The organism is Streptomyces sp. NPDC051286, assembly GCF_044455345.1.
In the GTDB taxonomy this organism is placed as follows: Bacteria; Actinomycetota; Actinomycetes; order Streptomycetales; family Streptomycetaceae; genus Streptomyces.
This window is the reverse complement of sequence record NZ_JBITER010000014.1, coordinates 17,861-38,014: the sequence shown is the minus strand read 5'-3', so window position 1 is coordinate 38,014 and position 20,154 is coordinate 17,861. Positions and strand designations below refer to the sequence as shown.

Sequence of the window (20,154 nt, the reverse complement as noted above, 5' to 3'; positions counted from 1 at the left end):
CGAGACCGACGGGCCGTCAAGGCGGCCGGGCACCGGTAGGCAGCAGCCGCGGACCCGGCCCCGGCCGTCAGGCGATGATCGGGACCACGGCTTCCGGCGTCAGCATCCGGAACGTGAACGACTGGTGGAAGTAGAGCCGGATGTGCGTCGCGTCGTGGTCCCGATAGCCGATGGACAGGTCCTGGCCAAGGCGCAGTTCGAAGTCGCCACCGCGGGTGGACAGCAGCACACCGCCCGCGACGGCGGGCGCCCAGAGGATCTGGTCGTCCAGCAGCCGAGCGAGATGCGTGGCCACCGGATAGCCGTGGTCGGACGTCTCGGTCGCCTCGGTGAATGCGTCGGCGCCGAGCAGCAGCCGGTACGGCCCGTCCACACCGGCCAGCCGCAGCTGGGTCAGCGCCTGGCTCACCGTGGCCGGATAGTCGCGCGCATCGGCGGGCAGCGGCAGCGGAGTGTGCGAGGAGCCGTCGCGCAGGCCGGTGATCCCGGCCGCCGCGTACCCGTCGATGATGGCCATGTCCTCGGCGAACGCACACGTCCGGGCGGCGTCCTTGACGGGCTGCCAGTCACTGTCGTCGGAGCCGCGCTCGACATCGTCCACGGCCGCCCGCGTCACCGTGAACGGCACCCGCCACTCGATCACCGGCACGGAGGTTCGGGCCCGGGCGATGACATCCGGCGTCGGTGGGTCGATCTCCCGCAGATGCCCGTCACCGACCGCCGAGAACGACGGTCCCTCGGGATCCGTCACATCGACGACGCGACGGCCCGCCAGATGGCGGCTGAAGGTGCGCCGGGCCTCCTCCTCGATCTGGTCCCAGGCGGCTTCCGTGACGGGGGCGAGTTCGCGGTGGAGGTTGTTCATCACTGGGCGCTTTCTTGCAGGCTGCCGATATGCAGCGAACCGTCCCGCGCATCCGCCGGAACCGCGATCCGAGCGACTGGCGCGGACGCCGGCTGCGACAGGGATTCGGTCCCGGACAGGACGGGGGTCGGCGGCGGGGCGTCGAAGAAGTCGGCGCTGGGGGCGTAGAAGAGGGTGCCGGTGACGGCGGTCGAGAAGTCGAGAATGCGGTCGTACGTGCCCGGCGGATCTCCGAGGAACATATTGCGGAGCATCTGTTCGGTCACGTCCGGATCGGCGGCATATCCGATGAAGTACGTGCCGAACTCGCCCTGTTCGAAACTGCCGAACGGCATGTTGGCGCGCAGGATCTCGCGCGCGGTGCCGTCCGGCGCGGTGAGGGTGTTCAACGCGACATGGGAGTCATGGGGTTTGACGGCGTCGGGCAGCTCGACGTCGTCCAGCTTGGTGCGGCCGATGACACGCTCCTGCTCCTCCGTGCTCAGCGTGTTCCAGGACGCCAGGTCGTGGAGATACTTCTGCACGATGACATAGCTGCCGCCCGCGAAGGCGGGGTCGGCTGCGGAGCCCACGAGCGCCGCCGTCCGCGCACCGGCGCCGACCGGGTTTTCCGTCCCGTCGACGAAACCGAGCAGGTCCCGGTGGTCGAAGTACCGGAACCCCTGCGTCTCGTCGACGACCGTCACCGCCCCGTCGAGCCGGTCGAGCAGTCGGGCGGCCCACTCGTAACACACGTCCATCTGCTCGCCCCGGATGTGGAACAGCAGATCGCCCGGGGTGGCGGGGGCGTGGTGGCGCGCGCCGTGCAACTCCCGGAACGGATGGAGGGAGGCCGGCCGGGGCCCCGCGAACAGCCGGTCCCAGGCGTCCGAGCCGAACCCGGTCACACAGGCAAGTCCGGCGTCGGGCACCCGGAAGTCGATGGAACGGGCGAACGCCGCAAGGTCCGGCAGCACCTCGCGTACGGCGCTCTCACCACCGGGTTCGATCGTGACGACCAGGATCAGGGCAGCGGTGGTCAGCGGCGTGACGACGGGTTGGGCGGCGGCCGGGTCCGGGACGGCGTCGGGCATGCGGCGGCTCCGAGTGGGTGGTGGCGACAGCTCGGCTGGGGCATCCCGGTGGTGCGGGACGCCGACGGTACTCGCTGCTACTTACGCATACGTGCGGCCCCGCCGCATCCCGCGGGACCCGACCGGGCGACCGGGCGCCCCCGTCAGCCGGTGGCGACCTCCGACCGGTCGCCGCCCCAGAGCGTGTGGAACGAGCCGTCACGGTCGGTACGCCGATAGGTGTGCGCTCCGAAGAAGTCCCGCTGCCCCTGTGTGAGCGCTGCGGGCAGCCGGTCGGCGCGCACCCCGTCGTAGTACGAGAGCGCGGCGGCGAACCCGGGGGTCGGCACCCCTTGGCGCACCGCCTCGGCGACCACCGTCCGCCAGTCGTCCTGCGCCGCACCGATCTCGGCGGCGAACTGCTGGTCGGAGAGGAGACTCACCAGCCCGGGACGCGCGTCGTACGCTGCGCGGATCCGGTCCAGGAATGCGGCCCGGATGATGCATCCGGCCCGCCAGATCGCCGCTACCCCACCGAGATCGATGTTCCAGTCGTACGCCTCGCTGCCCGCCCGGATCTGGTGGAACCCCTGCGTGTAGGAGACGATCTTGGAGGCGTACAGCGCCTGTTCGACCTGGTCGGCGAAGGCTGCCGCCCCTGACCCGGTGAGGGGGACGGCCGACGGCCCCGGCAACTCCCGTGCGGCCTCCCGGAGATCCGCGTGGCCCGACAGGGAACGGGCGAACACCGCCTCCGCGATACCGGAGACCGGCACCCCCAGATCCAGCGCGATCTGCACCGTCCAGCGGCCCGTCCCCTTCTGCTCGGCACGGTCCTGCACGATGTCGACGAAGGGCTTGCCCGTCGCCGCGTCCGTATGGGCGAGGACCTCGGCGGTGATCTCGATCAGATACGAGTCGAGGCGGCCGGTGTTCCAGCTGCGGAATGTCTCGGCGATCTGCGCGGGGGAGTAGCCGGCCACCCGGCGCAGCAGGTCGTAGGCCTCCGCGATCAGCTGCATGTCCGCGTACTCGATGCCGTTGTGGACCATCTTCACGAAATGCCCGGCGCCGTCGGGGCCGATGTGCGTGGTGCACGGGGTGCCGTCCTTCGCCTTTGCGGCGATCCTCTCCAGCAGCGGCCCCAGGGATTCGTACGACCGGGTGGAGCCGCCCGGCATGATGCTCGGCCCGTTCAGCGCACCCTCCTCGCCGCCGGAGATACCGACACCGACGAAGTGGATCCCGCGCTCCCGCAGGTCCTTCTCGCGGCGGCGGGTGTCCTCGAAGTGGGCATTGCCGCCGTCGATGATGACGTCGCCCTCCTCGAGCAGCGGGGCGAACTCCTGGATCACGGCGTCGGTCGGATCGCCCGCCTTCACCATGATGACCAGCCGACGCGGTCGCTCCAGTGCCGCCACGAACTCCTCCGGTGTGCGTGCGGCGACGAAGGTGCCCTCGTCGCCGAACTCCTTGACCAGGGCATCGGTTTTTGCGGTCGTACGATTGTGCACCGCGACCGTAAAGCCGTTGCGGGCGAAGTTCCGGGCGAGATTGCGGCCCATCACCGCGAGTCCAGTGACGCCGATCTGCGCAGTGCCGCTCATCTGTGTGCTCCTGCAATCTGTCGAGGATGCCGGGATGACCAGTATGGCTACGGGAAGCGGGCCCGGCCTGTTCATGCCGCACCGCTCCGTTCACGCTGTTGCAGCAGAACGCCCGTACGGTCGGGCGGGGAGCCGGCCGGGCCGGTGGAACAGGGCTCTCCCGCGGGGGACAGGCCCCGCCCGTCCCCGCCGCTGGACGCGGTGGCCGGCATCGCTCCGGCTCTGTCGCGGCGGCCCCCGGGCGCGGTCGGGTGAGGCGCAAGCAACGGGCGGTATGCGCATCGCATACGGCACCCGCGCCCCGGGCGATGCCGGTGCCGTCGTCCACGGCCGGACGACCGGCCGACGGGACGTACCGTTCGAGCGGACGGTGCGCGCCGCCGTCAACATGCCCCGGAAGAGCCTCTGTTCCTCGCGATCCGAGGTGCGCCCGTTTCGTGCGTGACAAGCGGGATCTCGGCTGAGCCCTTGTCATCCCCCTTTACCTGCACCTAAGTTGACCGCTTGCGACGTGTCCTACAGCCAGTGGGGGAGCCAAGTCATGGCCGCGAACGGACGGCACCGCAAATACCAGCCCAGCCGCATCAACCGCGCCTCGCTGACGGTCACGGCAGGCGGTGCGGGCATCGCGCTCCCGCTCATCAGCGCAGCTTCGGCGGGTGCCGCGTCGACGGATGTCTGGGAGAAGGTCGCCGCCTGCGAGTCCACCAACAACTGGCACATCAATTCGGGCAACGGATACTTCGGCGGGCTGCAGTTCACCCGGTCGACCTGGGCCGCTTACGGCGGCACCGCCTACGCGCCGCGCGCCGATCTGGCCACCAAGGCACAGCAGATGGCTATTGCGGAGAAGGTACTGGAGGCGCAGGGCCCCGGTGCCTGGCCGGCCTGCTCCACCCGGGCGGGCCTGACTCGGGGCGGCGGCGCCCCCGACGTCAAGCCGCAGGCGGAGCGGACCGGCGGTCCCGTCGACACCTCCTCGAAGGGGACTTCCACCCCGAAGAAGTCGAAACCGAAGGCCGACAAGGCACCCGCACCCGTCACACCGACCACGGTGCCCGGCAAGCGCGAGTCGTACACCGTTGCGCGCGGCGACTCGCTCTCCGCGATCGCGTCGACCGAGCGCGTGAGGGGCGGCTGGCAGCATCTCTATGCGGCCAACCGCAAGGTGGTCGGCGACGACCCGGACCTGATCTTCCCCGGCCAGCGGATCACCCTGGACGCGGCCCGGACCCCGAAGCCCGCTTCGAAGACCGGCCTCAAGCCGGGTGCGTCCACCGGACCGCAGCAGAAGGCGAAGCCGCGTCGACAGGCGGAACCGAAGCACGAACAGGCGGAACCGCAGCACCAGGCGGCGAAACCGCACCACACGAAAGAGGCGAAGCCGCACCAGGCGGCAAAGACTCACCCCAGGAAGGCCGAGCGGGCCGAGAAGCACTCCGGGCTCACCGCCCCGGTGGCGGCGACCCGCATCGGCACCTCCTACCACCAGGCCGGTTCCTGGGCGAGCGGCTATCACACGGGCATCGACTTCCCCGTCCCCACCGGCACGTCGGTCAAGGCGGTGGCCTCCGGCACGGTCGTGTCGGCTGGCTGGGCGGGAGCGTACGGCTACGAGATCGTCATCCGGCACAGCGACGGCACGTACAGCCAGTACGCGCACCTGTCCGCGCTCCATGTGCGCGAGGGCCAGCACATCAGCGGCGGTCAGCGCATCGCGCGCTCGGGCTCCACGGGCAACGTCACCGGACCGCATCTGCACTTCGAGATTCGTACCGGCCCCGGCTACGGCTCCGACATCGACCCCGTGACCTACCTCAGGGCGGGCGGCGTCAGCGTCTGAACGCTGCCGGGAGGTTGCGCGGAGTCATCGGGCTCGGCGGCCGACAGGACACGTCGTCCCGAACCCGTGCGCGGCAGCGACGCGGGGCCGAACCCAACCCGACCCGCCCGGCGACCCCTCAGCGTCACCGGCACCGTCACCGGCGGCGGGGGCAGCGGGGGAATCGAGCCGGCAGCGGCCGAACCGGACACGGCGGGCGTGCCCCTGGCAGGCTCCGCCTGCGGCTGATGCCCGGCCGGTACCCCCGCGAACTCCACCGCACCGGCGGACTCGGCGGCACTCTCCGCGCCCTCCGGGGCACCTTCCATGTCTTCCAGGGCAACCCGGGAATCCATCTCCGGCACATCCGCGCCGATCCCCTGGACCCGCTGATTCTCGCGCTGCTCCGCGCTCATCCGCTCCGTGGTCAGCAGGATCAGCCCGCCCGCGGCCACCACGCCGCACGCGAGCGCCAGCACCGTGCCCGCCGTGCCGTGCCGGAACTCCTCGCCGAACAGCGTGATGCCGACCGCCGCCGCGATCACCGGGTTCACGACGGTCACCGTCGCGAGCGGAGCGGTGAGGCCGGCGCCCCGGTACGCAGCCTGGGCCAGCAACAGTCCGGCCCCTGCCAGCGCCGCGATCACCAGGAGCGTGGGCAGCCCCGCGCCCACGGCACCCGACGTCCACTCCATCGCCTCCGTCTTCGTGAACACGGAGGCGATACCGAACGCGACACCGGCCGCACCGGCCAGCACCACGCTCCGTACCACCGGCTTCCGCACGCCCTTCGAGACCACGAGAAGCAGCGCCACCGCACCGAACGTCACCGTCGCGAGCATGAACTGCTCCGGCCCGTCCAGCGTGTGCGACTCGCCGCTGCCGGTGAGCGCGAGCAGGCCCGCCAGACCGGCCGTCGCCATGATCGCGCCGCGCCAGGCAGTCGCCCCGGCCCGGCGGCGCACGAAGAGGGCGGCCATCGGCAGGGCGAAGACGATCGTCAGCGCACCGAGCGGCTGCACCAGGCTGAGCGGGCCGTACGCCAGTGCCAGCACGTGCAGCACCGCACCCACACCGTTCAACGCCACCGCCACCCACCACACGCGGTTGCGCAGAGGGGTGAGCGAGCGGCCGTCTCCGGCCGTGGCGACGCGCTCCTGGACGATTGCCCCGGCCGCGTACGCGACCGCGGAGACCAGTGACAGCAGCACCGACAGTGCGAGGAAACTCATGTGCACCACGATGGCCCTTCAAAGCCGCCGAGTCGTCGTCCTTGAGACTGCGATCCGACGTACTGCTTTGGTAGTACGGCAGTGGTCCGCGTGTCCTCCTCCCGACGGTAGTCCTCCTCCCGTCGGGCCTCAGGACGATCATCCTGCAGCGATACAGTGAACGGCGAGCCGCGGTACCCGGGATGCCCGGGATGTCACCAGGAGTGATCGATGGACCGGCGCAGGAACAGCGCATGAAGCAGGCGGACGCGGCCTCGCCGGGCGGCTTCTTCGCCCTGCGCAGCACACCGGTACCCGGTGGCGCACACCGTCCGCTGGCCCGGCTGTACGCGGGAGAGACGGAACCGCTCACAGTCCGTATCGACACGGTCGCCTCTGCGCTCCGTGCCCCGGACCGCAGAGTGGCCGCGTCCGTCGCTCACCTGGGCCTGGCCGCCCGTCTCTGGTCGACCGCCCTGGGGCCGGCGGCCATCAGGGGCCGCTTCCCCGATCTGTCCCCCGGCACGCTCCACTGGGACCCGCAGCGCCCCGCCCCCGACGACCTGTGGCACGAGCCGGTCGCCACGCTGCCCGGCACCGCGGACCGGATCCGCGAGGTCGTCCAGTTCGGCCATCTCGTCCCCCTGGCGGAGGCGATCCGCCAGGACGGACACCTCGCTCCGCGGCTGCTCTGGGGCAACGCGGGATCGGCCCTCGCCGGAGCACTCCGCGAACTGATCGCCTGGGCGCGGACCCACCACCGCCCGGACGTCGCGCAACGGGCCCGCGCCCTGGTCGCCGAACTCTTCGACCACCCGGATCTGCGCACCACCGGCTCCCCGCACACCCCGGCGTTCCGCAGACGCAGCTGCTGCCTCTACTACCGGTGCCCGGGCGGGGGCCTCTGCGGGGACTGCGTCCTCGACCGCAAACCGGGACCCCCTGCGGACTGCGCCCCTCGGTGATCGACCGCGCGCCGGCAGAGATGCCGTGACGGCGTCGCAGGCCCTCACGACCCCTCGACCGGCTCCTTCCGCGCCCGCGACGCCCTGCGGCCCCGCGTGGGCAGCCGGAGCCCGACCTCCCGGCGGCTGGTCCCCGGAACAGGGCCTGAAGGCTGTCCACCGGACCGTGGCCGGGCTGCGAACGGGTCAGCTGCTGAGCTCGAACTCGGCCCGGATCCGCTTGCCCACCGGCACCCGCTCGGCGGTGAGGCGGTCGCACAGGGCGACGACGATCTCCATGCCGTGACCGCCGAGGCGGGTCGGGTCGGGGGAGAAAAAGACGGGAAGTGCCGTGCTGCTGTCGTAGACCGTGACGCTGACCCGCTGCGCGGTGCCCTCCAGCTCCAGCAGGTAGGGGCCGTGGCTGTAGCGGTCGGCGTTGGTGACCAGCTCACTCACGGCCAGCATCAGATCGTTACGCGTGTGCTCGCCGAGCACCGCCAGCCATTCCGTGGCGAGCCTGATCAGAAAGCGGTCGGCCAGTGCGCGCGCCTGTGCGATGCATCCCGGCTCACCACCGAACACTTCGGTGATGTGCAGTGCCTCAGTGGGCCGGTGACCCGGATGCGGGTCGTCCGGCCGGGAGAGGGCGTATGGGTTCATGAGCTCCAGCCAGGGCGCAGCAGGGGAGGTCGGTGACCTATTCTTCGCGGTTCATCTACCCGTGTCATGACATCCCACTCCTGGGAACGACGAGGGTGGTCAGGGGCGTCCCGGCAGTCGTACGACCGTCACGAAGCACTCGTCGATCCGGCGCACGGCCACGGTGAACCGGCTTTCCTTTCGCCGGCCCGGTCACGGCACCCACCGTGGCCCCTGCGCGTGCGCGATCCTGTCCTGGGTGCTGCCGTCGGGCTGCCGACGTCACCCGGGTCCCTGGGGTTCCCTCCCGCGGCCCGCTGGCCGCCCTGATCACCCGGATGGAGCAGCGCGGCGGACATGGCAGACTTGAGCGGGGCGTTCGGCCCGAAGTGCGGCGGCTTCGCGCAAGCCCGCAGCCGGGCCTCAGCCCCGTGGATACCAGTCCTCGTGAGCCCGGTGCGGCAATGCGCCGGGGCCGCCGAGAGATCCCGGCGGCATGACTGACAGAGGAACGGCAATGACGGTGACAGAGGACAGCGCGGAGTTCGCTCCCGGTATCGAGGAGTTCGGTCCCGGCATCGACCCGGAGCGGCTGGCCGTCTGCCTGAGCGTGCTCGACGAACTCGACACCATCGAGGTCGACCACCCGGACGCCATCGCCGTGCGCCGCGCCACCGCCGGTATCTACCGGACGGTGAAGCAGCGCCGACGTCAGGAGCGCCGGGCCGCCAAGACCGCGCACGACAAGGCTGTCACCGAGGCCACCGCCACCGGCTCGGCCGACCGCATCGATGACGAGACCCAGGGTGTCCTGCCGTCCTCCTCGGCCACTGCCGAGATCGCCGGGATACTCCAGCGGCCCCGTTCCTGCTACATCTGCAAGACCCGGTACGTCGAGGTGGACGCTTTTTACCACCAGCTCTGCCAGCAGTGTGCCAAGGAGAACCGGGCCCGCCGCGACGCGCGGACCGACCTGACGGGACGCCGGGCGCTGCTCACCGGCGGCCGGGCCAAGATTGGCATGTACATCGCGCTGCGGCTGCTGCGCGACGGCGCGCACACCACCATCACCACCCGCTTTCCCAACGACGCGATCCGCCGCTTCAAGGCGATGCCGGACAGTGACGAGTGGATCCACCGGCTGAAGATCGTCGGTATCGACCTGCGCGACCCCGCCCAGGTCGTCGCGCTCGCCGACTCGGTCGCCGCCGAGGGCCCGCTGGACATCCTGATCAACAACGCCGCGCAGACGGTTCGCCGCTCCCCGCAGGCGTACAGCGAACTGCTCGGTGCCGAGTCCGCACCGCTGCCCGCGGGGGAACTCCCCGCGGCCGAGGTCATCGGCACCTTCGGCAGCGGCTCGGTCGACCGCGTCGCCGCCCTGCCCGCCGCCCGCAAGGAGGGGCTGAGCGCGCAGGACGTCACGGAACTGGCCCTGGTCACCGGATCCGCCTCGCTGGAACGGATCGCTGCGGGCACCGCGATCGACGCGGGCGGTCTCGTGCCGGACCTGCATCACACGAACAGCTGGATCCAGACGGTCGAAGAGGTTGAGCCGATCGAGCTGCTCGAGGTCCAGCTCTGTAATTCCACCGCGCCCTTCATCCTGATCAGCCGGCTCCGTCCCGCGATGGCCGCGACGGCGGCCAAGCGCGCCTACGTGGTCAACGTCTCCGCGATGGAGGGTGTGTTCAGTCGCGGCTACAAGGGCGCGGGCCACCCGCACACCAACATGGCCAAGGCGGCGCTGAACATGCTCACCCGCACCAGCGCCCAGGAGATGTTCGAGAAGGACGGCATCCTGATGACTGCCGTCGACACGGGCTGGATCACCGACGAGCGCCCGCACCCCGACAAGATCCGGCTGGCCGAGGAGGGCTTCCACGCCCCACTCGACCTGGTCGACGGCGCTGCCCGGGTCTACGACCCGATCGTGCGCGGCGAAGCGGGAGAGGACCTGTTCGGTTGCTTCCTGAAGGACTACGCGCCGGCCGGTTGGTAGATCGATCCGTTGTCCGAAAGTGACTGAGCGCACACGTTCCATCGAGCGCGAAAGCGCTCATTTGGTTAGGCTGAGGTGAACGGACGCCACCCGGGGAACCACAAAACTCCCCGGGCCGTCCTGGGACAGGCTTGTAACCAGGCCGCCGTTCCGCCTTGTACCCGGCGCCACCGCGACCGAACTGTTCCTGCCCCGCCCCCTGTGGGCGGTCGATTTCCGGTAATGAGGCCGGAGTGTCGGCAACGCCCGGGGTTTCGCGACACAAAGGAGTGCGCGGTGACACCAGAACTGACGAAGCAAGAGAAGCGACCGGCCGAGCGACAGGGAGAGCGGGCCCGTCGGCCCGAGAAACTCCAGAACCTCGAAGTCTGGGCCAGATCCGCGCCGATCCGGCTGGCCGGCTACGAGGACGATCTCGCCGAGCCGCACATCCTGCCCGGCATCGACTGATCTGCGGGCCCGGCTGCGTGCCCGCCCGATGTCCGCGATGTCCGTCAGCCAGGGAGCCCCGGCCTTCCGACACAACGGAGGGCCGGGGCTCCGGCGTGTCCCGGCCGGGTCACCGCACCGGGCGGAATCCAGGTAGCCCCGGGGCCCGGGTCTTCAAGGGGGCGTGGTCGGGCTGATGCGGGCGGGGGCGAGGGCCACCGGTCTGATGAATTCCCGCACATAGGTGCGGTGCCACCAGTTCCCGGTGGCACGCAGCTCGCGCCAGGTCGTGTACCGGTAGCGGTACACCCTGGCGCGGAGGTGCGTGGGCGGGGTGCTGGGGAACGGGTTGTGGCGCAGCAGCCGCAGCGTGTCCCGGTCGTTCTCCAGCAGCCGTTCCAGGAAGGGCCCGAACCAGGGATGGGCGTACGCGGGAGAGAGCGCCGCGAACCACATCAGCCAGTCCAGGCGCAGGTGATAGGGAGCGAACTGGCGCGGAAGCCTCCGGGGATCGCCCGGCTTGCCCCGGAAGCCGTACTCCTGCCAGACGGTGTCGGGGTGGAGCACCGTCTCGTCGGTGCCCTCGACCGCGATCTCCAGCCGGACCCGGCTGATGCTGCCGAACGCGCCGTACGTGTTGACGAGATGCAACGGGTCGAACGAGCGGTTCATCACCTGGCGGCGGGAGATCAGATTGCGCGCCGGACGGTAACTGAGGGCGACCACCAGCGCGGTGACGGCGATGACCAGCACCTCGTACCAGAGCGGCGGCGCCGACTGTGCGGGCTGCGCGGTGACCAGCGACCAGTCGACTGCGGACAGGGCGAGAGCGATGGTCACCCAGTTCAGCCAGGCGAAGTTCCCGGAGAGCACCAGCCACAACTGGGTGACGATCATCAGTCCCGCGGCCGCACTCGCCACCGGTTGCGGGGTGAAGAGCAGTATCGGGACGAGGAGCTGGGTGACATGGTTGGCCGCCACCTCCACCCGGTGGACCGATCGGGGCAACCGGTGGAAGAACCAGCTCAGCGGTCCCGGCATCGGCTGGGTCTCGTGGTGGAAGTACAGGCAGGTCAGCTTGCGCCAGCACTCGTCGCCCCGGATCTTGATCAGCCCGGCGCCGAATTCGACCCGGAACAGCACCCAGCGCAGCAGCCACAGCACCAGCACCGGCGGAGCCGTGTCCGCGTTGCCGAGAAAGACGGCGAGGAAGCCCGTCTCCAGGAGCAGCGACTCCCACCCGAAGCTGTACCAGACTTGGCCGACCTGGACGATCGACAGATACAACGCCCAGGGCAGCAACCACATCAGCATGGCGGCCCAGAGCGGTACGTACGAATCCACCCCGGCGATCAGCGCGACCGCGAGCGCGCAGCCGGTCCAGGCGACCACCGCGAAGAACCGGTCGGAGTAGTGGAGCCGGAAGAGACCGGGAGCGAGCCGCCAGTCCGTTCGCCGCAGGAACTCGGGCACGGGCAGCATGCCCCGTTCGCCGATCAGCGCCCGGAACTGGAGGGCGGCGGCGAGAAACCCGGCCAGGTAGATGCAGGCGAGAGCCCGCTGGAAGATCAGCCGGCTGAGCCAGTAGCCATCTGCGGTGAACCATCCCATCACTTCCAGTATCGATGCTGCGGAGCGGCTGAGCGCTTCAGTCCTCCGACACGATCCGTCCCAGCGCGGTGCCGAGCCGGCGTGCGTACCAGCGCTGGAGCACCGGCACGAGGGGTCCCGCCACCCTGCTGTACCAGCGGGCCGGACGGGAGAACGCCAGCACGGTGAACCACACCGTCCCGTCGTCCGCCAGCTCCACCACGAAGCACTCCTCACCGCACTCGGGGTGCCGGTGCCGGGTCCCGTACCCGAAGCCGATGCGCTCCTTCTCGTACGCGGTCCAGACGACTTCGCACGGCGCGGTGAACCGGAGCGGACCGAGCCCGATCGACACCTGCACGGAGGTTCCGGGCTCGGCGCGAGCCGTCGACGCCCGCACCCGGGCGCCGGAGGTGCGGTGCATGCGCCAGCCGGTGACGGCTGCGCCGGCCGTCTCGAAGTCGGCCCGGCCGCGGCCCACCGCGACCCGGTGGTGGAGGTGGTGGTAGCCGTCGGGGAGCGGGCCGAGCCGGGTGGCTCCGACCTCCGGGTACGTGAGGGTGCTCATGACGACCTGCCTTCGGGGTCGGTGAGAAATGGGACGGTGCGGGTCGGGGCAGTAGGGGCGGAGCCGGCGCCGTTCTGGAGCCTTTGCCGGGCGAGCACCGAGCAGAGCGCGCAGCGGAGCAGGCGGGGCGGCGCGTGCAGGGCGAGAAGTGCGGCCCCGAGTGCGTAGCAGGCGGCGAGAGCTGTCGCGGGGCCGCCGCGCGGCAGCCAGAGGGAGGCGGCGCCGGGTGCGGCGAAGAGCGGCCACAGGCGGCGGATCCGGTCGAGCTCGGGCGCGCCGGTCAGGCGCAGACCGGCGGGTACGAGGACCAGCATGCCCAGCATCACGATCGTGCCGACCAGTACGGACATGCCGCACCCCCCGCCTTGAACGCGTTCAAGTAGCTTGCCGTGCCGACTCTAAGGGGTTTCTTGAACGCGTTCAAGACCGTTGTGGCAGAGGAGGGGTGACCGGGCTCGCCGCAGGCGGCAGCTCGATCCGGCAGCCGCGGAGGACGACGAGCGGGCCGTCGCGGAGGGCGTCTCCGTGGGGCCGTACGCCTGCTTCGACCGGGGATGGCGGGGCGAGTGAGGGTCCTGGGTCAGCGCGGGAGGGCCACCCGGAACGCCGTGTGTCCCGGCCGGCTCACGACATCGGCCGTGCCGCCGTGGGCGGTCACCACCGCGCGGACGATGGCCAGGCCGAGCCCCGTGCTGCCGGTGGCTCTTGCGCGACTGGGGTCGGTGCGGACGAAGCGCCCGAAGATCTCCGGCCGCAGCGTGTCGGGGATGCCCGGACCGTTGTCCGTGACGGTCAGCCGGACCTCGGCGGCGTCCGCCCGGAGTCGCACCGTCACCTCCGTACCGTCCGGGGTGTGTACCCGGGCGTTGGCGAGGAGATTGCCGATCACCTGCTGGAGCCGGTGCGCGTCGCCGGTGACGGTCACGGGCTCCTCGGGGAGGTCGAGGAGCCAGCGGTGGCCGGGGCTCGCGGCCCGTGCGTCGTCGGTCGCGTCGAGCACGAGCAGGGTCAGATCGACCGGTTCGTGGTCGAGCGGGCGCCCTGCGTCGAGGCGGGCGAGCAGCAGCAGATCGTCGACCAGGCGGCTCATCCGCCCGGACTCCGACTGGATTCGTTCCAGGGCGTGCCGGACCCCGGCGGGCACGGGGCCGTGGTGGCGCAGCGCGAGTTCGGCGTGGCCGCGGATGTTGGCGACTGGTGTGCGCAGCTCGTGGCTGGCGTCAGCAGCGAAGTGCCGCAGCCGTTCCTCGCTCGCCTGCCGCCGGGCGAGCGCGTCCCCGATGTGTCCGAGCATGCGGTTCAACGCGGTGCCGACCTGCCCGACCTCGGTACGAGGATCGGTGACGGGCAGCGGGTCGGGCATGGCGACCTCGCCGCCGGCCAGCGGCAGCCGGGCCACGCCGACCGCCTGCTTCGTGACGCGTCGCAGGGGGCGCAGGGAGACCCGTACCCACAGGGCTCCGGCCACCCCGGTGGCGAGCAGGACCGCGCCGAACACGACCCCCTCGACCGCTTCGAGCCGGTGGAGGGTCTCTTCCACGGGGTGCAGCGGCAGTCCGGTGATCAGCACGTCCCGGTCGTCGCCGGTGACGGCCGCGACCCGGTAGCCACCGAGCGCGGCGAGCCGTACGCTGCGGCCCTCCCCGGCGTCGGGCACAGCCGCGAGCGTGCGCCGGTCGTCGGCGGTCAACGGCACCTTGCGGACGTTCTGCTCATCGACCACGGCGGCCTGGGTCACCCGGCCGTTCTGCAGCCTTGCGCCGAAGGTGGAGTCGGCCTGGCCCCGCGAGTCCGGGTGGTTGTCGGCGTCCGGCGCGGCCTCGTGCTCCAGGCTGGCGGGGAACCTGCCGCCGGACGCGGTCAGCTGCTGGTCCAGGCGGCTCACCAGGAAGCCCTTGAGGGCGTAGACGGTGGTGAGTCCGACCGCGAGACATGCGGCGGCGAGCAGCAGGACGAGCCCGGCGGTGAGCTGCCCGCGCAGCGTGTGCGGCGGCGGCCGCCTCATGACCGATCCGGTTTCAGGACGTACCCCACTCCGCGCACCGTATGGATCATGGGAGCGCGGCCCGCGTCGATCTTCTTGCGGAGATAGCTGATGTACAGCTCGACGACATGGGCGCGGCCGCCGAAATCGTATGCCCAGACCCGGTCGAGGATCTGTTCCTTGGACAGCACCCGGCGCGGATTGCGCATCAGGAAGCGCAGCAGCTCGAACTCGGTGCGGGACAGCTCGACGACGGCGCCGCCGCGCCGGACCTCCCTGGCCTCCTCGTCCATGGTGAGCTCGCCGACCGTCAGCCGGTGCCGGCCCGGCGCACCGGCCATCCCCGCCCGCCGCAGCAGCCCGCGCAGCCGGGCGAGGACCTCCTCCAGACTGAACGGCTTGGTCACATAGTCGTCGCCGCCCGCCGTGATCCCGGCGATGCGGTCCTCCACCGCATCGCGGGCGGTCAGGAACAGCACGCACACCTCACGGGCCTCACGGCGTAGTTCCCGCAGCACGCGCAGCCCGTCCATGTCGGGCAGCATCCAGTCCAGCACGACGGCGTCCGGCCGGAAATCGCGCGCCGCGGCCAGGGCGGAGGCACCGTCCGCCGCGGTACGGACCTGCCAGCCCTCGCCGTTCAGCGCTCCGGCCAGCACCTCCGTCAGATCGGGTTCGTCGTCGACGACCAGCACCCGGACCGGGCCCCCGTCGAGGCGGTGCAGGGGCGGCTGTGCGCGGTGGTTGTCCATGGTCTGTCCAGCATCCCCCAGCGCGCACGGCGGCGGGCCGCCGGGGACCTCTGAGTTCCCTCTGAGTTGCCTCTGCACTCCCTCTGGAATCCCGGCGGACCGGGGCGGCCGCCGCCCATTCAGAAGGTACGCAGAGGATGCGCTGCGAGGCTTGCCGCCGTCGGCCGCCCCAGCGGTCCCTTACGAGGGGAGCCCCATGACCACCACAGCCCCCGCCTCGCCGTACGCGAGCAAAGGCACACGTCACCGCCGCCCGCCGCGCAGCGTCGCCCCGCATCTGGTGTCCGCCGTCATCTACGCGGGGGCCGCAGCCGTCCTCGCCCTGTGGTGGAGCGACACGTCCGCCGTCGTCGGCGCCGCGGGCCGGCTGACCAACGCAGGGCGCATCACCGGGCTGCTGGCCGGGTACGCCTGCGCGGTCCTGGTGGTTCTGATGGCCCGCGTCCCCCTGCTGGACCACAGCATCGGCACCGACCGGCTGGCGCGCCTGCACGCCGCCGCCGGCCGGTGGACCATCTCCCTGGTCCTGGCCCACACCCTTCTCGTCATCTGGGGCTACTCCCTCAGCGCCCACACGGACGTGGTGAGCCAGACCTCGGTCCTGGTCCTGCACTACCCGGACCTCCTCAAGGGCACCGCGGGCTTTCTTCTTCTCCTCCTCACCGGTGCCGTCTCTGCCCGCGCCGCCCGCCGCAGGATGAGCTATGAGACCTGGCACTACCTCCACTTCGCCACCTATCTGGCGATCTTCCTCGCCTTCGGACACCAGCTCTCCGACGGCGCCGACTTCGTCGGCAACCGAACCGCGCAGCTGGCGTGGTACGCCCTCTACCTGGGCGCCGCCGCCCTGCTCGTCTGGTACCGGTTCGCGGTCCCGGTACGCCGCGGCCTGAGGCACCGGCTGACGGTGACCGCCGTCCACTCCGAAGCCCCCGGCGTCGTCTCCGTACACCTCACCGGCGAGCGCCTCGACGAACTGGGGGCCGAGCCGGGACAGTTCTTCCGCTGGCGCTTCCTCACCCGAGGCCTGTGGTGGACCGCCAACCCGTACTCGCTCTCCGCGCCCGCCCATCCCCGCCACCTGCGGATCACCGTCAAGGCCGGCGGCGCCCACAGTGCCGCGCTGGACCGTCTCGCACCCGGCACCCGGGTCTGGGCCGAGGGACCGTACGGGGGACTCACCGCGCGGCGCCGTACCGCACACCAGGTGCTCCTGCTGGCGGGCGGAGTCGGCATCACTCCGCTGCGGACCCTGTTCGAGACGCTGCCCGGACCGGTGACACTCGTCTACCGTGCCCGTCGGACCGAGGACCTGGCGCTGCGCGCCGAACTCGATGCCATCGCCGCCCACCGCCGCACAACGGTCCACTACGTCGTCGACGGGGGTGCCCCACTGACCGCACCGGCCCTCAGTCGTCTGGTCCCCGGCCTGGCCGCGCACGACGTCTACCTCTGCGGACCGCCCGGCATGACCGAGGCTGCGATCCGCGCCCTGCGCGACGCCGGAGTGCCGCGCCGCCGCATCCACCACGAATCGTTCACTTTCTGATGAGTGTCCCGAGGAGAATCACCGTGCGCCGAGCCGTTCTCGCCACCACCGGCACCAGTGCCCTGGTCGTGGCCCTGCTGTCCCTGAAACCACACCAGGCTCCAAGTCTCCTCGACGCGGGCAGGCGCCCGGCGACCACGGTCTCCCCGCACGCGTCGACCGACGCCGCCGCTCCGACGGGCACGTTCAACGGTGATCCGGTGGACACGCGGTACGGACCGGTGCAGGTCGCCGCCACCCTCGTCAAGGGGAGGCTTACCGCCGTGCGGGTGCTCCGGGCGCCCGATGAGAACGGCCACGACCGGGAGATCGCCGCGTTCGCGCTGCCCCGGCTCACCCGGGAGGCGCTCGGTGCCCAGAGCGCGGACATCGACTCCGTCTCCGGAGCCAGCTACACCAGTCAGGGCTATATGGAGTCCCTGCAGAGCGCATTGGACCGGGCCGGTGGCTGATCGCGCGCCCGGGATGCGCCATGTCGAGCACGTGATGGGCACGGTGTTCTCCTTCGACATCAGGGACCGGCCCACCCCTGCGATCCGCCGCGCCCTCGACGATGCGGTGCGCGGGCTGCACCACGTCGACGCGGTGTTCTCCACCTATCGTCCGGACAGTGCCATCAGCCGACTGAGCCGCGGCGAGTCCGGACTCGGCACCTGTCCGGCGGAGGTCCGTGAGGTCCTCGACCTGTGCGGCGATGTCACCCGGGCCAGCCACGGCTGGTTCAGCGCCACACCGGGCGGTGTCCTCGACCCCTCCGGGCTGGTCAAGGGGTGGGCGGTCGAGGCCGCCTCGCAGCTGCTCTACGAGAGCGGCGCGACCAACACCTGCGTGAACGGTGGCGGCGACCTTCAGCTGCGCGGCGAGGCGTGCCCCGGCGTCCCCTGGCGGATCGGTATCGCCCACCCCCTGCGCGGCGGGGCGCTGGCCACCGTCGTGTCCGGACGTGATCTGGCAGTCGCCACCTCCGGCACGGCCGAACGCGGTGCGCACATCCTCGACCCGCACACCGGCACCCCGGCCCTGGGCCTCGCGTCGATCACTGTGGTGGGGCAGGCGCTGACCCTGACGGACGCCTTCGCCACGGCTGCGTTCGCTATGGGCGGTGAGGCGCGCGGCTGGCTGGAGTCGCTGGACGGGTACGAGGCGCTCGCCGTCACACCCGACGGCCGGGAGTGGCGCACCAGTGGGTTCGGCTGGTAGCCCTCCGAAACGGGCTGACGGGTCTGATGACCTGGTCGCTCAACCGGGACGGGCCGAAGTGGTGGACGTGCCGCTTCAACGTCAAGGCGCTCCAGGGTTGCGGAGAACCGCTCATCGGAGGCATTCCGCCTGCCGTCCGTCGGACGGGATCGTTCGAGGAATCGGACAATCAATGGCTCGCATGGGGCGTGGAGCCCCGCGGCAGCGGCAAGTGCGTGTGGTGCGAGTTCATCGTCCCGAGGCGCGAGTGACACGTGGCCATGGTTGACGCCGATGAGTGCGACGCGTACTACCAGTTGGTAACAGAACGTAACATGTCAGTACTTGACCGTAACCGATCGCGAGCGATTGACTGCGACTGCGGCAGGCGTTGACTCCGGCAAACTTTGCCTTCGATGACATGAGGACCCGTTGGGCACTGAACTACTGGCACCTCTCGATCTGGCTTTCTGGCACCTCGAAACCGATGCGCACCCCATGCACCTCGGCGCGCTCGCCGTCTTCTCGCCGGCGCCCGCCCCGGCGCCGGGCGTCACCGCGGACGCCGTGGTGGAGCTGCTCGGCGCCCGCGCCGCGGCGATCCCCCGGCTGCGGATGCGCGTACGGGACGTCCTGCTGCCGGTCGGCGGCGCCGCCTGGTCCGTCGACAAGGACTTCGACGTCCGTCGGCACGTCCAGCGCGTGCTGCTGCCCCGGGACGACGGGTCGCCGGACGGCGGCTTCATGGCCGGGGCCACCCGGCTCGCCGGCGAGCTCATGGAGCGGCCGCTGGAGCGGGGGCTGCCGCCCTGGGAGATGTACGTCATCTCCGGCGCCGACGAGGGGCCCTTCGCCGTGCTCGTCAAGCTGCACCACGCGCTCGCCGACGGCATGCGCGCCGTCGCCATCGGCGCCGGGATCTTCGACGAGATCGCCTCCCTCGGAGCCCGCGCCCGCGGCGGTTCGAGCGCCCGCCGACCGCGCCCGGTCCCGCCCCGCTCGTGGATGCCGGGGCCGCGCCAGGTGGCCGGATTCGCGCTGGGCCGGATCGAGGACCTCTCGCGGGCGTTCGGGGTCGGTGCCTCCGTCGTGTGGGCCAGCCGCCTCGATCTGCGTGGCGCCCCCGCGCTCACCGCGATCTCCAGTGGCACCCGTCGGCTGGCCACCGCAGAGTTGGACGGCGAGTCCGTCCACCGGATCCGCCGGGTCGCGGGCGGGACCACCAACGACGTCCTGCTCGGCGTCGTCGCCGGAGCGCTCCGCCGCTGGATGGTGGAGCGCGGCGAGCGGCTGCCCGTCGCTGACCCGCGCGCCCTCGTCCCGGTCTCCCGGCGCCGGCCCGGCACCGGCGCGGCTTCCGGGAACCGGCTCTCCGCCTATCTGCTCGGACTCCCCGTCTCCGAGTCCGACCCGTGGGAGCGACTGCGCACCGTCCGCACCGCAATGGACCGCAACAAGGCCGCCGGACCACTGCGGGGTGCGGGCGCCGTCGCGGTGCTCGCCGATCAACTGCCCTCACTGGCTCACCGATTCGGCGCCCCGCTCGCCGGCAGCGCCGCCAGGATGCTCTTCGACGTGCTGGTCACGAGCGTGCCCCTGCCGCGCTCGGCGCTCTCGCTGGGCGGCTGCCCGCTGCGGGCCGTCTACCCGATGGCGCCGCTGGCGCGCGGGCAGTCGCTGGCCATCGCTCTGTCCACGTACGGCGGCCGGGTGCAGATCGGCCTGGTGGCCGACGGCAAGGCGGTCCCCGACCTGGAGCGGCTGGCCTGTTGCGCCGAAGACGAACTGCGCGAGCTGCTCGACCTGCTGCCGGTCGGTCAACCCACCCAGAGGTCCCGATAGATCGGACAGGTTTTGGCGGTGGTGCGGTATTTCTTGGCGCCGAGGGTGTTGACGCGTTCAAGTGATCCGATGAATATTCGTTACGCAGGAATTAACGATCATTGGTGAGGACGGCA

The 20,154-nt window shown here is 71.2% G+C and carries 17 protein-coding genes and 1 pseudogene; 8 read left to right on the top strand and 10 right to left on the bottom strand.

Annotated features, from left to right (window positions below; genetic code table 11):
- Positions 1-67: 67 nt before the first annotated feature.
- The 3 genes from ACIBB8_RS16480 to gndA all read right to left on the bottom strand — a co-directional run bounded on the left by ACIBB8_RS16480 (position 68) and on the right by gndA (position 3,524).
- Entirely contained in the window at positions 68-865 is a 798-nt protein-coding gene (locus ACIBB8_RS16480) for a family 1 encapsulin nanocompartment shell protein (RefSeq protein WP_358861315.1), read from the bottom strand.
- A complete protein-coding gene (locus ACIBB8_RS16475) occupies positions 865-1,938 on the bottom strand; it encodes a Dyp-type peroxidase (RefSeq protein WP_398952619.1) in 1,074 nt (357 codons plus the stop codon). The genes ACIBB8_RS16480 and ACIBB8_RS16475 overlap by 1 nt, the downstream gene beginning before the upstream one ends.
- 143 nt (positions 1,939-2,081) lie before the next feature.
- Positions 2,082-3,524 (bottom strand): NADP-dependent phosphogluconate dehydrogenase, encoded by a 1,443-nt coding sequence (gene gndA / locus ACIBB8_RS16470; protein WP_398952617.1) that lies wholly within the window; start codon positions 3,522-3,524, stop codon positions 2,082-2,084.
- Between the two features lie 541 nt (positions 3,525-4,065).
- Here gndA and ACIBB8_RS16465 point away from each other — a divergent pair.
- A complete protein-coding gene (locus ACIBB8_RS16465; protein WP_398952615.1) occupies positions 4,066-5,367 on the top strand; it encodes a peptidoglycan DD-metalloendopeptidase family protein in 1,302 nt (433 codons plus the stop codon).
- Here the strand turns inward: ACIBB8_RS16465 and ACIBB8_RS16460 are convergent.
- Positions 5,337-6,578, bottom strand: coding sequence for a DMT family transporter (locus ACIBB8_RS16460; RefSeq protein WP_398952613.1), 1,242 nt, complete (start codon positions 6,576-6,578; stop codon positions 5,337-5,339). The two genes, ACIBB8_RS16465 and ACIBB8_RS16460, sit on opposite strands and share 31 nt — an antisense overlap.
- A 233-nt stretch (positions 6,579-6,811) precedes the next feature.
- Between ACIBB8_RS16460 and ACIBB8_RS16455 the strand changes: the two genes are divergently transcribed.
- Positions 6,812-7,522, top strand: a complete 711-nt coding sequence (locus ACIBB8_RS16455; RefSeq protein WP_398952611.1) for a (2Fe-2S)-binding protein — start codon at positions 6,812-6,814, stop codon at positions 7,520-7,522.
- Positions 7,523-7,708: 186 nt separating this feature from the next.
- Here ACIBB8_RS16455 and ACIBB8_RS16450 read toward each other — a convergent pair whose 3' ends face one another.
- On the bottom strand, positions 7,709-8,164 hold the full coding sequence (locus ACIBB8_RS16450) for an ATP-binding protein (protein WP_398952609.1): 456 nt from the start codon (positions 8,162-8,164) through the stop codon (positions 7,709-7,711).
- A gap of 496 nt (positions 8,165-8,660) precedes the next feature.
- Here ACIBB8_RS16450 and ACIBB8_RS16445 point away from each other — a divergent pair, with 496 nt between their 5' ends.
- Entirely contained in the window at positions 8,661-10,145 is a 1,485-nt protein-coding gene (locus ACIBB8_RS16445) for an SDR family NAD(P)-dependent oxidoreductase (protein ID WP_358861322.1), read from the top strand.
- Between the two features lie 276 nt (positions 10,146-10,421).
- Positions 10,422-10,595 (top strand): hypothetical protein, encoded by a 174-nt coding sequence (locus ACIBB8_RS16440; protein WP_266978285.1) that lies wholly within the window; start codon positions 10,422-10,424, stop codon positions 10,593-10,595.
- A gap of 153 nt (positions 10,596-10,748) precedes the next feature.
- Here ACIBB8_RS16440 and ACIBB8_RS16435 read toward each other — a convergent pair whose 3' ends face one another.
- The 5 genes and pseudogenes from ACIBB8_RS16435 to ACIBB8_RS16415 all read right to left on the bottom strand — a co-directional run bounded on the left by ACIBB8_RS16435 (position 10,749) and on the right by ACIBB8_RS16415 (position 15,468).
- Positions 10,749-12,185, bottom strand: a complete 1,437-nt coding sequence (locus ACIBB8_RS16435; RefSeq protein WP_398952606.1) for a lipase maturation factor family protein — start codon at positions 12,183-12,185, stop codon at positions 10,749-10,751.
- 37 nt (positions 12,186-12,222) lie between these two features.
- Positions 12,223-12,732, bottom strand: a complete 510-nt coding sequence (locus ACIBB8_RS16430; protein WP_398952604.1) for a DUF1990 family protein — start codon at positions 12,730-12,732, stop codon at positions 12,223-12,225.
- 113 nt (positions 12,733-12,845) lie between these two features.
- Positions 12,846-13,082: pseudogene (locus tag ACIBB8_RS16425) on the bottom strand (YndJ family transporter); the annotation flags it as partial.
- A gap of 230 nt (positions 13,083-13,312) precedes the next feature.
- A complete protein-coding gene (locus ACIBB8_RS16420) occupies positions 13,313-14,737 on the bottom strand; it encodes a sensor histidine kinase (RefSeq protein WP_398952602.1) in 1,425 nt (474 codons plus the stop codon).
- Positions 14,734-15,468 carry a response regulator transcription factor gene (locus ACIBB8_RS16415; protein WP_398952600.1) on the bottom strand — a complete coding sequence of 245 codons (735 nt, stop codon included), beginning with the start codon at positions 15,466-15,468 and terminating at the stop codon, positions 14,734-14,736. The genes ACIBB8_RS16420 and ACIBB8_RS16415 overlap by 4 nt, the downstream gene beginning before the upstream one ends.
- 196 nt (positions 15,469-15,664) lie before the next feature.
- Here ACIBB8_RS16415 and ACIBB8_RS16410 point away from each other — a divergent pair, with 196 nt between their 5' ends.
- The 4 genes from ACIBB8_RS16410 to ACIBB8_RS16395 all read left to right on the top strand — a co-directional run bounded on the left by ACIBB8_RS16410 (position 15,665) and on the right by ACIBB8_RS16395 (position 20,038).
- On the top strand, positions 15,665-17,017 hold the full coding sequence (locus tag ACIBB8_RS16410) for a ferric reductase-like transmembrane domain-containing protein (RefSeq protein WP_398952598.1): 1,353 nt from the start codon (positions 15,665-15,667) through the stop codon (positions 17,015-17,017).
- 23 nt (positions 17,018-17,040) lie between these two features.
- Positions 17,041-17,469 (top strand): FMN-binding protein, encoded by a 429-nt coding sequence (locus tag ACIBB8_RS16405; protein ID WP_398952596.1) that lies wholly within the window; start codon positions 17,041-17,043, stop codon positions 17,467-17,469.
- 34 nt (positions 17,470-17,503) lie between these two features.
- Positions 17,504-18,217 (top strand): FAD:protein FMN transferase, encoded by a 714-nt coding sequence (locus ACIBB8_RS16400; protein ID WP_398952817.1) that lies wholly within the window; start codon positions 17,504-17,506, stop codon positions 18,215-18,217.
- A gap of 411 nt (positions 18,218-18,628) precedes the next feature.
- Positions 18,629-20,038, top strand: a complete 1,410-nt coding sequence (locus ACIBB8_RS16395; protein WP_398952594.1) for a wax ester/triacylglycerol synthase family O-acyltransferase — start codon at positions 18,629-18,631, stop codon at positions 20,036-20,038.
- Positions 20,039-20,154: the final 116 nt, after the last annotated feature.

What these genes read in the sequence shown, in the direction of transcription:
- ACIBB8_RS16480 (WP_358861315.1), bottom strand. Translation starts at nt 865, where the DNA reads ATGAACAACCTCCACCGCGAACTCGCCCCCGTCACGGAAGCCGCCTGG.
- ACIBB8_RS16475 (WP_398952619.1), bottom strand. Translation starts at nt 1,938, where the DNA reads ATGCCCGACGCCGTCCCGGACCCGGCCGCCGCCCAACCCGTCGTCACG.
- gndA (WP_398952617.1), bottom strand. Translation starts at nt 3,524, where the DNA reads ATGAGCGGCACTGCGCAGATCGGCGTCACTGGACTCGCGGTGATGGGC.
- ACIBB8_RS16465 (WP_398952615.1), top strand. Translation starts at nt 4,066, where the DNA reads ATGGCCGCGAACGGACGGCACCGCAAATACCAGCCCAGCCGCATCAAC.
- ACIBB8_RS16460 (WP_398952613.1), bottom strand. Translation starts at nt 6,578, where the DNA reads ATGAGTTTCCTCGCACTGTCGGTGCTGCTGTCACTGGTCTCCGCGGTC.
- ACIBB8_RS16455 (WP_398952611.1), top strand. Translation starts at nt 6,812, where the DNA reads ATGAAGCAGGCGGACGCGGCCTCGCCGGGCGGCTTCTTCGCCCTGCGC.
- ACIBB8_RS16450 (WP_398952609.1), bottom strand. Translation starts at nt 8,164, where the DNA reads ATGAACCCATACGCCCTCTCCCGGCCGGACGACCCGCATCCGGGTCAC.
- ACIBB8_RS16445 (WP_358861322.1), top strand. Translation starts at nt 8,661, where the DNA reads ATGACGGTGACAGAGGACAGCGCGGAGTTCGCTCCCGGTATCGAGGAG.
- ACIBB8_RS16435 (WP_398952606.1), bottom strand. Translation starts at nt 12,185, where the DNA reads ATGGGATGGTTCACCGCAGATGGCTACTGGCTCAGCCGGCTGATCTTC.
- ACIBB8_RS16430 (WP_398952604.1), bottom strand. Translation starts at nt 12,732, where the DNA reads ATGAGCACCCTCACGTACCCGGAGGTCGGAGCCACCCGGCTCGGCCCG.
- ACIBB8_RS16420 (WP_398952602.1), bottom strand. Translation starts at nt 14,737, where the DNA reads ATGAGGCGGCCGCCGCCGCACACGCTGCGCGGGCAGCTCACCGCCGGG.
- ACIBB8_RS16415 (WP_398952600.1), bottom strand. Translation starts at nt 15,468, where the DNA reads ATGGACAACCACCGCGCACAGCCGCCCCTGCACCGCCTCGACGGGGGC.
- ACIBB8_RS16410 (WP_398952598.1), top strand. Translation starts at nt 15,665, where the DNA reads ATGACCACCACAGCCCCCGCCTCGCCGTACGCGAGCAAAGGCACACGT.
- ACIBB8_RS16400 (WP_398952817.1), top strand. Translation starts at nt 17,504, where the DNA reads ATGGGCACGGTGTTCTCCTTCGACATCAGGGACCGGCCCACCCCTGCG.